We start from the raw sequence: 16,078 nt of genomic DNA, 5'->3' as shown, positions 1-16,078 counted from the left end.
TATAAATTGATATAAATCATAAAGTTAATGCGCACATTAAGCGTCAAAAAACATGACGCTCAGTGAGTTAGTGATACATTCGAAGGCTGAAAGGCATTAAAACTTAAACAGATAATCGCTGATCTGATCGCACAGCCAAGCGACACTTTCAGGTTGTGCGCTGCCTGGCATTGAAAACATGCAGTAATCTTCGTGGGTTAACCCATAGGTATGTTTTATCACCGCCAGTTTTTGATTTCTCAAATGAGGTCTAATCAATGGCTCAGGTAACACGCCCCATGCTTTTTCGGACATAATTGTATTCAACATATATTCGAAACTTGAAAAACCAATATGTCGCAATGAAAAAGGCTGTAATTCAGGGTTATCTTTGTCATTTAAGTAAACCATTACTGCTTGTAGTGATTCACGTAATTGGCTGTCCGACACCCGCTTAAGGCTCGCAAGTGGATGTGTATGCTCGCACACTGACATCATTCGAATTCGCCCCAAGGGCAGATAGTCAGTATTGGCATCATCCACTCGTTCAAAATCAACACCAAAGGCAAAGTCCACTTGCCCAGTATTGACGAGGTTAGCTAAATCACCACTTGATGCTAATACAGTATTCACTGTGGTTGCTGTGAAGTGGTTATTCAGTTCTATAATAAAGGTTTGCCATACTTCATCAGGAAAAGAATCATCCCTTGCTAGCCAAATTTCCGAACGAAACTTATCGATCGTTTGCTCGCAAGTTTGCTGAATACGCTCACATGTTGCGACGACACTTTCGCAGTCTTTGTAAATTGATTTGCCCACCTCAGACAAGACTAAACTATTACCAGAACGCACAAATAACTTAGCTGAAAGGCTCGTTTCTAATGCCTTCATCGCCATACTCAGCTGAGTACGATTACTGTTTAGCTGTTTTGCCGCCGCAGTAACAGAACCGGTGTCGGCGATTGCACAAAAGATTTCAAGCTGTTTAAGATTCATAGTTCAGCCGCATATCGTCACGTTATAAAGAAGCTTGCTTTATTGCTGTTGGCGCAGGTTAAATTGCTTTTGTGCCAACTCGTTATATTGCTCCAACAAGGTTTGCTCACTCGTATTAAGTGACAATGCTTGTAAATCAATTTTTAGCTGGCCTTGGCGATTAAATTGACTCGCAAATGTCCCCATATTCAACATATCAACTTGCCAATTAGTTAATTGACCAATCACATAATTACCAAATTGAAAGGCTTCATATTCGTTCAGTAGCGTTAAAAAATCACTAAACCCAAAGCCCTTTAATTGCTTTTGAGCGTTGAATGCCGCTAGATACCCCTGAGAAATGGGATCGTTCTCACCGGATAAAGCTTGCTGAAATTGATATGAATGACGAGTTTCGTGAACTAAAAATGCCAGTGAGGCATAAGGGTCTTCCTCTGCAAGTTTCTCAGGGTTGAGGTAAACAATGCCACTACCGCCTTTTTCCACATCGAAATCAAAATACACCATTTTGTTCGGATAGCTATGGTTATCAATAATTAATAACGGAGTTTGGGTGCCAAAGCTTTGCACCGCTAAATCAAATACCTTTTTAAGCCAAGGTATTTGCTCATCTATGGTTAAATCAGACCAATTTGCTATTGCTTCAGTCACATTTTTATCTTGGTTAATTAACCCAACTAAGCGGTCCGCATGGGATATTGTTAACGCATAAGCTGGCGCAAGGAAGGCATCACTTTGAGGCTGAAGTGCAAAAGCTTGCGGCGCTTGTTGCTGTAATGCTTGATTCGCGTAAAAGCGGTCAGCTGCAAATGATTGCGAGGGACTCAGCCACAATAAAACGATGATTAAAATGGCTGAGACTATTGTAAATTGAGGCATAGTAGACTGGCTTCCAGAAAGATTATGATTGTTATACTGAATATTGCAACGCGCTGATATCGCCAAAGAGTATCACTTATATTCGCCTTATTCAGCATAGATTTAATTGAACTAAATCCTGCTCCCATTGGACTAATAATAGTATTAAGCATGACATGTAAGGCTTTATTCCTACTGAGTATTAAGGCTAATGAACAAGAAACCTGATCGCATCACTGCAATGCAACAAATAATGACTCAGGTGAAAGCCACGTTTCCATTAACTGAGCCCGACACCTTTGTATGTGGCCCTGAAGGGAATTGCCAAGGTTGTCCGAAAAAGTTACTCGAATTGGTTGATAGCGAAATCAGCTATTGGGAAGCGGCAATTGAACATGGCAACACACCGCAGCTTGGCGATATTAGTCGCTTTGCTAAACTGTGTAAAAATGTAAAACGTGGTCTAGATAGAAATGGCGTCATTGAAAAATATCGTCAATATAAACAGCCTGAATAGTAGCGCTTTCATCAAGTTAGCTTATGTTCTATGCTTAATTAGCCCTAGCAATTAATATTGTTTTACATACAATGATGAATATATCGACAGCGATATCACAACATTAGAAAGAGGCACCAATGGATAAAGCGAAAATACTTGTGATAGACGACGATCCAATCTGTACCAGTATGATACTGGCGCTTCTTGGTGATGATTATCTGGTATTAACTGCCAACTCTGGTGACGGTGCGATTGAAGTACTCTCTTCAATGAAACCAGATCTTGTGTTTGTGGATATCACCATGCCTGATGTGAATGGCTATCAAGTGATTAAATACATGAAAGAGCATGAACTGACGCAGCATGTTCCTGTCGTGGTTATCAGCTCACTTACTGAAGAATCAGATCAAAAGTTAGCGCTTAAAATTGGCGCAGACGAATACCTCACTAAACCTATTCTTCCTAATACTGTGCAGCTTACTGTCGATAAGTATCTCGACAGAGCATAATCTTTACTGACACTTTTATTGCCTTAAATAAGGCGTTGTCGTTATTCTATTTCCAAGTTATAAAAATGCCGCAATCTTTTGATTGCGGCATTTTTTATTAACTGAGATATCACTCACCACGCTATTGAATAGTGAATGAATTCGATAAATTAAGCATTACTTAGCACCTGGCTCTGCATGCTGATTCATCCACTTTTCAACTTCGTTATACCAGTAAATTGAGTTATTCGGCTTCATGATCCAGTGGTTTTCGTCTGGGAAGTAAATCATTCGCGACTCAATACCTTTGGTTTGAAGAGTACGGAATAACTCAAAACCTTGGCCTACTGGTACACGGTAATCTAATTGACCATGAACCACTAAGGTTGGAGTATTAAAGTTTTCAGCACCGTAATGCGGAGAAATAGATTTATAAATCTCAGGGTTATCCCAGTAGTCACCAAAACGTGTACTGTGCACCGAGAAATCGGCTGCCATTTGCGAGTACATATTGTAAACCGCAGCATGAATAAATAATGCATTAAATGGCTGATCTTTTTGACCTAAAATAATCGATGATAAGTAGCCACCGTAGCTTGCGCCACCAGCAACTAAACGTTCGTTATCAATCCAATCTTTTGCTTTAAACCAATCCGTTGCTTTAAATACATCTTCCAACGACTTGTTTTTCCAGTCTGGGTTAATGCTATCAGTGTAGTCTTGGCCAAAACTATTTGAGCCATGGAAGTTAGGCCATGCTGTGACATAGCCCCAAGAGGCAAATGTTTGTGCATTCCAGCGATAATGAAAACCATCAGAAATCGCGCTGTGAGGACCACCATGAATCAACATCATTAGTGGGTATTTTTTACTTTTATCAAACCCTGGCGGGTAATGTACCCACATTTGCACATCTTCGTCGTTATAGCCTTTATAGGTCACTGACTCATATGTACCCATATCTACATTCGCTAGAATGTCATCATTAAAACTATCTAAACGCGTGGTTTTGCCATTGCTTGGATTAATTTTAACTAAGCGAGCTGGGTACAAAAAGCTGTCATTTGCAGCCACTATCGTACCGTCATTCGCAATAGCAGGTGCACCGAAGTTGGTTTGTTTGGTAATCGGTTTTACCTTGCCATTACTGGCATTGATGTGGAAAATGCGGCGAGTGGCAGCATCATCAATAGCAGCATAAAAACCTTTGTTATCAGCCGTCCAGCTAAAGCGGGCAACAGAGCGATCCCAGTCAGTTGTGATCACACGTTCAGTACGCTTTTTCACATCCAATAACACAAGGTTTGCTGTATCAGCGTAAAAACCATGGATAAGCTGGCGGGTAAACGCTAACGTTTTACCATCTGGACTAAAGGTAGGGTTTGAATCTGGCGCTTCGTTCTTAGGCGTTAAGTTAACCACTTTACCGCTGCCAATTTTCGCCATGAAAATATCAACTTTTGGATCAACCTGATTGTCCCAACCATTACTGTTAAACGCAATGAACTGTTCGTCAGGCGAAATATCGTAGTTGCCACTGCTTTGTGATGAACGTGGCAGTTGCTTATTCAATGGTTGAGTGATCGCTTCTACTTCGCCACCCTTTGCCGGAATACGAAATACATGCGCTTGTCTGTCTTCTTCAATCCAGTGATCAAAGCTTGAAAAAGGTAATGCATTCCACTGATGCGCAGAAACTTTATTGTCTTTATTCGCTTTTAACTGAGTTGCCATTTCATCCCAATTTTTACCAGGGAAGATACGGCTAATGAAGTAAACATTTTCGCCAACCCATTTAAGGCCTTTAACGCCACCTGGCACATTAGTTAAGCGCTGTGCTTCGCCCGCTTTGTCCAATGGGAGTAAATACACTTGGCCAGCATCATCTTTATTACGCTTACTGATAAACGCGAGTGTTTTACCGTCAGGAGAAAACGTCGCCTCACTTGCACGTTGCCCTTCAGCAGTCAGCGCGCGTTGACCTTTACCGTCTTTATCAAATAACCACAACTGAGTGACGCCTTTGTCTTCAGGCACATCATATTGAGTAACAGGGGCAATAATGTACTCACCATTAGGCGAAATAATTGGATTGCCAATTCGGCTTAATTGCCAAAGTACATCAACTGATAACTTTGTATTTTGTTCTGCTTGATTTTGCACTGAATGCGCTGATTTTGTTGGCTCTGCGGCGATTGACGCTGCAGGCATCAACAAGCACATAAGCACTATCCCAACTTTCTTCACGAGAGGACTCCTTGATTTATTTATTGTTATTTTCTTCATTACTAGCATTTTATCGTCATGCCAGTCAGTACAGCTAGTAATAAATGTTAATCGAATTAACACCGAGAGAACGGGACAACCATCACCCTTGTTACATCAGCATAAATCCATTGTCATGCTTAACAATTAAATAAAGCTTAAACCTGAGGAAGATAAAAATAAAACGTCTCGACCGTCATTAACCGCTGACTTTTCAACCTACTTTCATTGATATCCATCAATAAAAACAGCTACCATAATTTAGTTAATTATTGATAATTAAGAATAAAAATAACAATGGTGCAACATGCAAAAATTTGGTCCAGTTAAAAGCTTATTACTCTTCGATCCTGAAATTAGCAAATTACAATTCAATATAATTATCTGTTTACTGATATTTTGGGGTGGATTAACCCAATATATGGCAATCAGTTATATCCCTTCGGTATGGATAGACACCCTTGGGTTTTGGCCGATATTGGGCCTTTTTTTGTATCCAGTATATGTGGCGTACTCATGCTAGATAAAGGGCAACCTATTTACATTTTTACAGGTTTTAATCTCATTTTATTAGGTTCAGGCGCTTTTCTCTGTTACTTCTTACAATCACTAAGCACTGAAATCATAATAGATTTTATAAAATATGCCGTATTCATGGTGCTATTTTTATTATTTTCGAACGTGTTTTTACCAGAAAGATATTTACAAAAAAAGCCATTTACCTTAATCGCTACCGCACTAGTCATATTGCTAGAACTTGTTTCATGGTGGCTTTGGGGATCTCACAGCAACATTTTAAGCTTATTGGTGTTGGTTTTGGTGATTGGTGGTCTCAGTAGTACATGGGCTGAAGCCAATGCAGAACACTCTGAGTACATTAAGCTCGAATTAAATGATGCCATATTCTGGGGCGCACATGTGTCTATGGGGTTTATCTTCCTCTTAATCCAAGTGGCTTCTAGACGCGATGACTCATCTAGTACAAATTAACCCAACGATTCTTTAATCAATAATAATCATTTTTTTCAATCTATTAGAAACTTAAAAAGCCGGCATTCATAACCCAATGCCGGTTTTTTTCACCTTTACTCTAACATATTAAAAATATATTCATACTATGTTTGTTGATTTATTGTTGTTTTTATATACACTTTTTAACGCACATTAGGTGCCTTCAAGCGGAATGATGGGGAAAAGCTCCGCTGATATATTCAAAATAATAGGGATATGAAAATGAAAAATAACCACAATAGTGTCAACGAGACCTATAAAAAGCTCACCATAATAAGTTTACTCACACTCATGCCATTGGGGGCTTTTGCTGGCACTGAGCACAACCATTCAGAGATGAAATCATCATCAAAACTTACGCAAAATAGCGCAAATTACGCTGAGCGACATCGCCCTCAGCGAACTGAGCACCACAGTGATCGGTACGCCCATAAATGGCGAAAAGATAAGTCACATGGCCATAAACACCAAGAACATAATGGTCACCGACATTGCAAATACGAACGTGCCTTTTGCCAAGGTATACCTGAGGTTGCTGAAGCCGACCTTCCAACAGATACTGACTTAACGGGGTATACGGGAGAAGATATCGGCTTCTTCGAAAATAGAGTCTTTGATGATGAACCCGAAATCCTCTATGCATCAGACAGTTTTGATGACACAGTCAATGACACCAGTAGACTAAAAAAAGCCCTTAGGTTTGCGGCTAAAGAAGACGATGGCGGTGTTGTTATTCTACGGGCATCTCAAAAAGGGACGAATAACCGCTACAGCTTGGCGCACATCGTCGTACCATCGAATGTCCGTATTGAAGTCGAGCCTGAAGTCATACTTGAAATGCGTGGCATTAAAGAAGATACCTACCCTACTGGTAACCCAAATAACCGACCAAATCGCCAATTTTTATTCTCATTTGGTCGCAGTATTGGTCCAAGTAAGCTATCAGCTGAACGCACGGTGAACGTTCAAGTCACATCAACGGATCCGACTCGAAACTTTACTGTCGATGCTAAAACCAATATGCCATTTAACTATGGCGAAATGCAGGGTGGAAATGGAGGTGGGCTAGTCAACTTAACTCGTGCTATTCCATTTGGATTATTTTATGTCGAAAACTTTTCAGTGTCGAATGTCACCATTGAAGATAATCATACTGAATCAGTATCTGTGCAAATGTTTGCCGATGCCGACTACAAAGATGGCTCATTCACGTATCGATTTGGCTCAGCGCCACTTTATCTTCAAAATCGCTATGTAAAAAATCCTGAAGGTTCACCTAACTTAAATAGACCAATGAACCCTATTAATATTCCCATCCCAACCGATGAGAATGGCAATTTCATCGATGATAGCGGCAATATCGTACCTGACATGTTTGCCATTCAACGTAACCCGAGCTACGCTCGCACCCCTATTAAAGGCTCAATTAAAAACATTAAGTCAATTAATGCACATACAGGATACGGTGTGGTGCAAGTTTACGGTGGAGACTGGATTGAAATTGATAATATTGAAGCCTTTAATGGTATTGGTGTTCGAGTTGAGGCAGGTAATGGCACTAACAAAGACAACTTTAACCGCTCAGGCCCTTACTTTAGTTCAGCCAATAAAATCAAAATTTCAAATATTAAAGTCACTAACGGGTTTACCGGAGTGTGGTTAAAGCCACACAGTAAGATAATGAAAGACATTAGTGTAGAGAACATCGAAGCTATCGACAGTGGTTCAGCATTACTTGTCGGCAAAGGCTCATTTGCCTGTAAAAGTAGTTGTCGTGACTTAACACGTGGCCGAATCAACAACTTAACAGTCAGTGGTGACATTATTTTACGTCAAACCATCTATGATGAGCCTGTGGCTGAAGTTGGTAATGTTGCTACTTACTTTTTAAGTGAATCAAACCGTGAATATTTAGCCCAGCAAACAGGTAAAAGCACCACCGAGATTTCTCGTGCTGATATTGAGCGTAATGTCTCGGGATCACGTTGGTATTTAACCTTTCCAGCAGCACCGATCCTAGCGCTCTCTCAGCTATCAGCAACTGAAATAGGCGATCAGTCAGCTTTTGAAGGCTTTTATGGCGTCGATTATTGCGACGCAAATATCATTCAAGATGGACTTGCACTGACTGACCGAGAAAAGTCGCGCCCTGACATTCTTTATATGGGAGATGCCCATACTCCAAATGGTGAGATCGCAACCGATTACATTTATAAATAATGCAATATTAAGGCTGATCCCAACTTGGTAAACAAAAAGCCAGCGCAATCGATGCTGGCTTTTTACTACTACGCTCTACACCTGTAGCCATAATGGAGGGAATTCATTCATAAGTTAATGAAATCATTTAGCAAGTTTTCCACTCTGCAAAATAACGATATCAATGGTAAAATAGTCAGATAATTCGTATCCATTAACACAAGGTCTTGCAATGAATCCAATTATTGCCCTATTAAAAGAGCATAGCGTCAGTGATGAAAAAATCAGTGAAGTGTTCCAAGCATTAACTCAAAACCCAATGATGGCTATGAGCATTATTGGTCAATTAGGTATTCCAGCGGAAAAGCTACAACAGCTAATGGCAATGGTTATGCAAAACCCTGGGTTGATTAAAGAAGCCGTTTTGGAACTCGGTTTAGACTTCTCTAAAGTGGAAGCAGCGAAAGCGCAAATGCAACCTCAATAAGCCTGTTGCATTAACTCGCAAGCTTTATCGATAAAAACGGCCAATCTTTGATTGGCCGTTTTTATATCTTATAGATCAATACTCATCACCTTACATGACAAATTGACCATACCACTGTGACTTAGCGCCACACGCCCCACTCACCTGTGGTACCTGGTTCTTCACCTTGAGTCCACCACTGAGCTGTCCAAGTTTGATTATTATGTATAACGGTTTCACCACCGGTATACACTGCAGATGCACTCCATTGCTCCCCAGGCTCAGGGCCTGGTCCTGGCTCAACATCGCTCGGCGTTACGCTAAAGCTATAAACTGATTTATCTTCCTCACCTTGCCCTGTGACAGTGAGTTCAAAGCTGAAGCTTTGAGCGAGATTATCGAGTCGTGCAGTGTTAATAATTAGTTCGTCATGCTGACCAATTTCAGTCTCAATTGGTGTGCCTCTCACTTGCACCCATGCCACATGCTCAATATCACCCAGGCTGTTCGCTGGGGTTAATACGACATACTCGCCATGTGACACCGTAGCATCGGTAATAGGTTTTAATACCGTTGGCGTAATGACGGCTTCGACAAACTCATTCTTCTCAGAAATACTAAACTCACCATAGGCTTGAGTATTCTTTGAGTTAAAGAAATTCTCATGCAGCTGGTTTTGAAAATACATATAGTGATTCATCTCAGCATGCCAGCGACCAATAAACACATTGCCATCATAATGGTCGTGATAATAACCACTGACTTCAGCAGCTAATAAACGATCCCAAGCCAGCTGATTCTCTTCGGTGATAATTAGTGAAAAGCTAGAATGGATTTCGCCATTGTTATTGTAGACTTTGTAGTTAACTGACTCGCCTATTTGTGGCGTTGTTAAGCTCACCTCTTGTGGAATAAACGCATCCCCCTGCTCTAAATAGGGCTCTGTTGGCTCTGGATCAATTGGGCCGTCACCAGTAATTGTGATATCACTACAGTTATAAAACCCTTCACCGACTGGATCTTCACGTTGCCAGCGAGTATACAAAATCGCATCACCAGAACGGTCTGCAGGTATTGTAATATTCATCCGATACTTTTTATCTTCACCGACTGCAACATTACCGTACTCTTGCAGTAAGACTAAATCATCCCAGTTAAGTGGCTTAGACACATCCACTCCAGGTTTGGTTAAATAAAATTGCCAAAATGAAGGGTTGTGAGGCGCAGTTGCATTAAACACATACTCAAATTCACCTGGTGCTAATTCAGTTCGTGTCCATGCTGTATGTTCAGCCCCCATTCCCCGCTTTTGAGCATCATTGGCGTAACATAAACTGCCATCAGGGATCGCCGCTTTCACCGCATCCATGTCATTATAAGCAGGCGCAGGTATGTTAATGGCAAATTCATTACGCTGAATAAATGGATACGTACCAGAAATCTCTTTTGCTTGTGCACAAGCCGCATTCGGCGGTGTACCACTCCAAAGTCCACCTTGCTCATAACAAATTGATTGCCTTGCTTCAGGAAACTCAGCCCAGCCATGAGCGTGTGCTTGTTGATTAGGAATGAGTATTTGCATAGCTGATACAGCAGCTATCGCACCTACTATTTTCATTGTTTTCATTAGAAATCCTTTATTGTTATGTAAATATCAATGCTGTACTGATATTTGCTTTGGTATTAATTCTCTTTTTGACAGAGCGACCAAAAACAACAAAAAACAAACCTAAGTATCAATTTTATGATAAATAATCTTAATTTTGTTACATAAAGAACTATTAACTAAATAAAACCAGCATAAATATGGAGATGAGAATGAGTAAAATTACAGCAAGGTAGATGACTAACACGCCTTATTGGCAGGCAAGAATGTCTCAGAAAGGTGAAGAGTAAGGGTGAATTAAAGTAAAGATGAGAAAATACATTTGATGATAACTAAATCATGAGCTCAATAATGCGATGACTTAACTGAGTGATTGTGATTAAGTCATCAAATATTTCATATTCAGAACAGTTTAAAAATAATAACCAAAGTTAATATTCACTCGTTTGTCCCAATCATCCCCCACTTCAGGTAAACCTACATGGTCATTATTGGCTGTTGAAAAGGTCATGTTTTTACCCATAATAAAATCGACCATAGTGTAAGTTGCCCCTGCAGAAATCGCACAACCGGTGACGTTTTGCATGCTGTTATCATAATCATCATCAGCTACATCAGGCGTCATTAAGCCAAAATCGTTATAACACTTCACACTGCCCCAATCTGTGGCGATTGTTTTAGCAATATTGGCACTATAAGCTTGGCCTTTAGGGGCTATTTCATACTGCCAACTAACCACTGCAATACCGATTTTATTTTCATCCTCTGAGTCTGCAGCATCATACTCATATTGCATCGCTTGAAGCTGTAAATTCCAACCTTTGTAACTACTGTCCAAATGCAGTGCTAGGGCATATCTTTCGCCCATATTGCCAGTGTCGCTATTATAAATTTGACCGAATTGCGCAGAGCCACCAAAGGTTGTTGACCCACCTTCGTATTCCGTCGTGTAAGTCTGTCGGTAGTTAACACCATTTGTTTCTTCGTTGTGGTATTCAGTCCCATTTATCGTTCCCGAATATAGCGATGCCGAATAGCGTTTATTTTCAGATGCACTATAAACTGGGTTTTTATAAAACGCTAAATCCGTATTCCAACCATTATTGCTATAGGATGCTTTAATCCCCACATCCTGATTATCTTCAAACCCTAGATAATAAGGTAAACCAAACCACCAGCTATTTGAGATAAAGTCAGCATTACCAAAAGGCACCCGGTTAATACCAAACTGTAACTGCCAATTGGGATTAATATCATAATATCCGTAGCCGTATTTAATATAATGGCTATCAGCGGTAAAACGGTATTCAGAAGACAGACCCCAGTCGCCTTTTTTACCATCAAACTTAATGGCAGCCATTTCAAAATCTAAACTGCCTAGCTTATCTTTTGATGAGTCATCGTAATCGCGATAAGCATAATTTACCCTTACAGCACCACCTATACTAATACCATCTTGTTGTTCTTCAGCTTGTACTAAGCTAAAAGGCGCGCTTAATAACATGGCAGTGCACACTGCCGAGGTCATTAATTTGATGTTATTCATTTCATTTCCTTTGGAATTCTTTAGTCCTGTAAATTTTTAATGTTGATGCGCATGTGCTGAAGCTGAAATTGGAACTTGTTTGGGGTAATCAATAGCTTCTACGCCTTCGAGTAAGTAACCTGTTTTCGCAAAACCAGATTGAGCACTTTTAATGGTCAACTTACCTGCAATATAAATAGGCTGCTCCATTTCAGGAATAGCAATAGGCTCATTAAACACTACGTGAATAAGTTGATTAGGTGGTGATGGCGGTTTATGAAAGCACGCCCCTTGTTGCGGGGTGAGTAAAAAGTTTTTTGTGTGGCTTTTTCCTTGTCCATCTAATGGCACAATAAAACCTGGAATAATTACATTCTTACCGTCAAGCTCTTGGTTTACATTGATTTCAACAGCCGTATCAGCGCTATTAGGCGCAAGATGCCCCCAAAGAATCGACACCGCTTCCTCAGCAAAAACTTGAGGTGCGACCAACAATACGATTAAAACTAAAGTTAATTTTTTCATCATGATTCTTGGAGCCAACGCTTGCTGGCTCCCCTTATAAGATTACCGCTACTTATTTAGATTTTTGAACCACATCCCAGCCGTAACCACCGTTACCTGAGCGCACAAGCTTAGAATTGGTGTAAGGTACAAAATCAAACATCAACTGCTCACCTGGGCCAACATCTTGAGGCCACTGGTATTTAAAGGTTGAGAATTTGCCATCTAACGGGAACCAGTACATGTAAATTAAATCTTGGTCATCGTAAGTGTTTGGAGTGTAGTGAATCGCTTTACTAGGAATTTCAATGTAATCACCAGCACCAAATGGTTGCATGCGTTCTTGTGCCCATGTCAAACCTTGGCCACTTAAGCCGAAGTAACATTCCATTTCACGATGATAATGCGGCGCTGCAGTGCCTGGTGCAACACGAACTAAACCGATAACGGTAGGCTCATCATTTAATTCTTTCCAACACATACCGACTTCAGTTGCACCCGCCCCTCCTTCTGGACAAGGAATTAAGTTGCTTGGATCTTCTACTCTCCAAGTTAACCAACCAGAGTCGTTTGCACCTTTACCACCATGATCATTTGATTTAACGGTGTTAATATCTTTTTCACCGCTTTGTAACTCTTTAAGGTACGCCATTGCCTGTTCTTGCTTACAGACCATCGGCATCACTTTCGTTGGTGCATTAATCGTTGAAAGTGTTGGTTTTTCATTATGCCAAGGCTGATCTGCAGGCTTCTCTGATGCATACGCGCAACCTGAAAGTACAATGGCCGAAAGTGCTATTACATTTTTCATCATCATTTCCTTTTTATGAGTTTTGTTACTTAAATTTTGGATAATCAAAGTTATGGCAATCCATACATATGGCTTGCTTCGTTGTGTGCTCTCCATGACACTCCATACACGGCGCTTCTTGGCCGTAATGCATACTGTCATGCGGGTTTTGCGCGGCTTCATGCCCTTTGCGCTGGGTTTGTTTTGCCAGTTCGCCCATGTCATGACACTGCAAACAAGCTTCGTCAGATGGGAATGCCTTCATACCTTGGTCATGACAAGTTTTACAACCAGAGTCATACACCATTTCATGGTAATCTCGCTGATCTTTAGCTTGTGCTGAAAAAGCAATTGCGCAGCTAAACAACACAGTGAATAAGGGAGTGAACAATTTCATAGGGAATTCCTTAAGCTTTCATCATTGAACGTGCTGCAGTGACACCAAACGCCATACATTCTGGGGTCGCACAACCTCCTAACCGGCTAACGCCATGTACACCGCCTGAGACTTCGCCTGCGGCGTATAAGTTTTTAATCGGTTGACCGTTTTTAGCTGCAATAACCTCTGCTTTAGTGTTGATTTGAATACCACCTTGGCAGTAATGCACTTTTGGCCATAAACGCTGCACAATAAACGGCGCAGTGAGGTAAATGCCTGTGCTCATGTTCATCCGCTTGCCAAACTGTGTGTCTTCACCTGTTTTAACGAAGCTATTCCAGTCATCAACCTGCTTTTTTAACGGGTTAAGTGGTAAGTCAAAATGTTTTGCAATGGCTTCAACACTGTCAAACTCCCAAGCAACGTTGTACTTGAGCACGTTTTCCATTGATGGGTCTTTTTGCGCCTCATGTTTAGGGGCAATAAGTAAAGCAGGGTTTGGATTACCATCTTTATCTCGACGCTGAACCTCCAAATCGGCGCGCGTTTTACGATCAGCAGTTTCATTCATGAAACGCTCACCAGTGTTACGATCAATCGCAATAGAATGAGGGAAGTTATATAAAGAGAAGCCTGCGCCATAGCCAAAGCCACCTTCGTCAGGTGATGCCCATGGACCAGATTGAATAAAGCTTAAATGAACAGGCATTGCGCCTTCAGAAAGCATGGCAACTAAGCCATCTCCAGTGGCACCACGGGCATTGGTACAACCAACTTCCTCACCTAAGTTAGGATCTAATGCTTTACGGAATGAAACGTTTGCACCAAAACCACCTGTGGCAATTAGCACGCCTTTTTCCGCCTTTACATTAATGAGCTGACCAGAGTGTTCGTGGCCGAAGTGATAGCCTTTGCGCACTTGAATACCTAATACAGTGCCGTCTTTGGCAGTAATAAGGTGTTCAAACTTATGGCGAATTTTAGTTTTAACGCCGTAGCTGCGAGCCGTCTTTAGCATTGGTCGAATAAAACCTGCACCGCTACGTTCGATAACTTGATGGCTCCGAGTTGCACTCGTACCACCTGTATTGATGATGTGATCTCGATAAACACAACCACAATCTTTAGTGAGTTGATAAACATAAGGACCAAGTTCCGCACTGTGCCTTAGCAGTTCTTCACTCGCATAACCTCGACCCGCTTTTAACTGATCTTGAACCATCAGGTCTACACTATCTTTAATACCTAACTTTTTTTGTAAATCGGTATTTGCAAAACAGGCTTGGCCGGCGTTCAGTGTTGAGTTACCACCGTAAACACCTAGCTTTTCAAAAATAACTATATCCTTTGCCCCTAATTTGCCAGCTTCAACTGCCGCAGCTAAGCCTGCAAATCCAGAACCGACAATGACTATTTCATGAGATTCATCCCAATGAATATCACCTGAGCTTGCATGAGCGGCAACTGGGGATAATGCCCCAACGGCAGCAGCGCTTGCACCAAACTTTAAAAATGAACGTCTTGTTTGCATATCGTAACCTCCAGTGAACTTGGGGTAACAATATGCTTTAAAAACACACTCAAATATGCGTAAAGTCACACTTTATATTTGCAAAGAATTATTTTTGTGTAGTTGTTCAAGAAAAATGTTTTTTTAAGTATTAATAATAAACACCATGTTTAAAATTGATTAAATAACACTTATCTAGGTATTATAAAATGATATGTCCAGCTAGTAATATCGACATAATCCGATGTAATCAAATTTTAAATCAAGCCGAAATATCAATTAAAAATCAAGGTGTTGTTTCATTTAGATTTGCTCAAATAGCAAAGGATTCAGGCTGTTCGACAAATACCTTATATAAGTATTTTGAGTCCAAAGAAGATATATTAGTTTGTTTATTTTTAAGAAATACTGCATCAACTAGAATACCAGACTTTATTAAAGAGAATCCGCAGTTATCAATAAATGAACGAGCGGTACTGTCACTGTTATTTACATTTGAATTAATTAAAAGAAGCCCGATATTTAATATTCTTAGATTAGTTTCAATTAACAGTATGTTTTGGCAGTTAGCCAGCCCAGATAAAATTAGTATTCTAAAGAACCGAGTAAACTTATTTTGGAGTTGTATTAGAAACCCATTAGATGACGCGGTTGCCGCAGGTAAGTTATCGGCAAATGAACTTGAATTAAAAGAGTTAACACAAGAGATGTATTTTTTTCTAGCTGGCGCCACTTCTTCTTATCAAAGCGGCCTAATGGAAGATTGCTATCTAACAGCAGATGATGCGACATGCTTTCGACATATCAGCCGTATCATGAACCGCTACAATTGGAATCAACCCATTACACAAGAAATGATGGAAAGTTTAGCAATGCGGATCAGTCAATTTTTAGATTATGGTCAGGGTAAAAATAGAACTTGTGAAACCTGTCTTGCGACAGGGAAAAGCCAAAATTGTAAAAGTATGCAATAAGTATAAAAAGCTAAGCTTTATATTATGAA

15 protein-coding genes are annotated in these 16,078 nt (G+C 40.5%); 6 read left to right on the top strand and 9 right to left on the bottom strand.

Going from position 1 to position 16,078, the window contains the following annotated elements; all coding sequences use genetic code 11:
- Positions 1-96: 96 nt before the first annotated feature.
- Positions 97-975: a LysR family transcriptional regulator gene (locus SJ2017_RS02800; protein WP_055022831.1), complete on the bottom strand. Its 879-nt coding sequence runs from the start codon at positions 973-975 to the stop codon at positions 97-99.
- 39 nt (positions 976-1,014) lie between these two features.
- Positions 1,015-1,854 (bottom strand): hypothetical protein, encoded by an 840-nt coding sequence (locus SJ2017_RS02795; protein ID WP_080914805.1) that lies wholly within the window; start codon positions 1,852-1,854, stop codon positions 1,015-1,017.
- A gap of 190 nt (positions 1,855-2,044) precedes the next feature.
- Here SJ2017_RS02795 and SJ2017_RS02790 point away from each other — a divergent pair, with 190 nt between their 5' ends.
- Both SJ2017_RS02790 and SJ2017_RS02785 read left to right on the top strand, forming a co-directional pair.
- Complete coding sequence (locus SJ2017_RS02790) at positions 2,045-2,350, top strand: hypothetical protein (protein ID WP_055022833.1); 306 nt, start codon at positions 2,045-2,047, stop codon at positions 2,348-2,350.
- A 119-nt stretch (positions 2,351-2,469) separates the two neighbouring features.
- A complete protein-coding gene (locus SJ2017_RS02785; protein ID WP_080914804.1) occupies positions 2,470-2,841 on the top strand; it encodes a response regulator in 372 nt (123 codons plus the stop codon).
- Between the two features lie 156 nt (positions 2,842-2,997).
- On the opposite strand, the gene SJ2017_RS02780 is transcribed toward SJ2017_RS02785, so the two are convergent.
- The gene (locus tag SJ2017_RS02780) at positions 2,998-5,067 is read right to left on the bottom strand and encodes an alpha/beta hydrolase family protein (RefSeq protein ID WP_080914803.1); all 2,070 of its coding nucleotides are present in this window, start codon (positions 5,065-5,067) and stop codon (positions 2,998-3,000) included.
- A 465-nt stretch (positions 5,068-5,532) separates the two neighbouring features.
- Between SJ2017_RS02780 and SJ2017_RS02770 the strand changes: the two genes are divergently transcribed.
- The 3 genes from SJ2017_RS02770 (at position 5,533) to SJ2017_RS02760 (ending at position 8,782) form a co-directional block, all read left to right on the top strand.
- On the top strand, positions 5,533-6,075 hold the full coding sequence (locus SJ2017_RS02770; RefSeq protein ID WP_167692882.1) for a hypothetical protein: 543 nt from the start codon (positions 5,533-5,535) through the stop codon (positions 6,073-6,075).
- A 243-nt stretch (positions 6,076-6,318) separates the two neighbouring features.
- Positions 6,319-8,316, top strand: coding sequence for a hypothetical protein (locus tag SJ2017_RS02765; protein ID WP_080914800.1), 1,998 nt, complete (start codon positions 6,319-6,321; stop codon positions 8,314-8,316).
- Between the two features lie 211 nt (positions 8,317-8,527).
- The gene (locus tag SJ2017_RS02760) at positions 8,528-8,782 is read left to right on the top strand and encodes a DUF2999 family protein (RefSeq protein ID WP_055022838.1); all 255 of its coding nucleotides are present in this window, start codon (positions 8,528-8,530) and stop codon (positions 8,780-8,782) included.
- A 121-nt stretch (positions 8,783-8,903) separates the two neighbouring features.
- Here SJ2017_RS02760 and SJ2017_RS02755 read toward each other — a convergent pair whose 3' ends face one another.
- The 6 genes from SJ2017_RS02755 to SJ2017_RS02730 all read right to left on the bottom strand — a co-directional run bounded on the left by SJ2017_RS02755 (position 8,904) and on the right by SJ2017_RS02730 (position 15,096).
- Positions 8,904-10,388: a lytic polysaccharide monooxygenase gene (locus tag SJ2017_RS02755; RefSeq protein ID WP_080914799.1), complete on the bottom strand. Its 1,485-nt coding sequence runs from the start codon at positions 10,386-10,388 to the stop codon at positions 8,904-8,906.
- A 391-nt stretch (positions 10,389-10,779) separates the two neighbouring features.
- Positions 10,780-11,913, bottom strand: coding sequence for a hypothetical protein (locus tag SJ2017_RS02750; protein ID WP_080914798.1), 1,134 nt, complete (start codon positions 11,911-11,913; stop codon positions 10,780-10,782).
- Between the two features lie 36 nt (positions 11,914-11,949).
- The gene (locus SJ2017_RS02745) at positions 11,950-12,420 is read right to left on the bottom strand and encodes a DUF3299 domain-containing protein (protein ID WP_244899761.1); all 471 of its coding nucleotides are present in this window, start codon (positions 12,418-12,420) and stop codon (positions 11,950-11,952) included.
- A gap of 49 nt (positions 12,421-12,469) precedes the next feature.
- Positions 12,470-13,207, bottom strand: coding sequence for a cupin domain-containing protein (locus SJ2017_RS02740; protein ID WP_244899760.1), 738 nt, complete (start codon positions 13,205-13,207; stop codon positions 12,470-12,472).
- Positions 13,208-13,232: 25 nt separating this feature from the next.
- Positions 13,233-13,583, bottom strand: coding sequence for a cytochrome c3 family protein (locus SJ2017_RS02735; protein ID WP_080914795.1), 351 nt, complete (start codon positions 13,581-13,583; stop codon positions 13,233-13,235).
- Between the two features lie 10 nt (positions 13,584-13,593).
- Positions 13,594-15,096: a flavocytochrome c gene (locus tag SJ2017_RS02730; protein ID WP_080914794.1), complete on the bottom strand. Its 1,503-nt coding sequence runs from the start codon at positions 15,094-15,096 to the stop codon at positions 13,594-13,596.
- Between the two features lie 188 nt (positions 15,097-15,284).
- On the opposite strand from SJ2017_RS02730, the gene SJ2017_RS02725 reads away from it, so the two are divergent.
- Complete coding sequence (locus SJ2017_RS02725) at positions 15,285-16,049, top strand: TetR/AcrR family transcriptional regulator (RefSeq protein WP_080914793.1); 765 nt, start codon at positions 15,285-15,287, stop codon at positions 16,047-16,049.
- Positions 16,050-16,078 lie beyond the last annotated feature (29 nt).

The sequence above is a fragment of the Shewanella japonica genome, assembly GCF_002075795.1.
GTDB lineage: Bacteria > Pseudomonadota > Gammaproteobacteria > Enterobacterales > Shewanellaceae > Shewanella > Shewanella japonica.
Note: the sequence above shows the minus strand (reverse complement) of the source record. Positions and strands in the feature narration are given on the sequence as shown.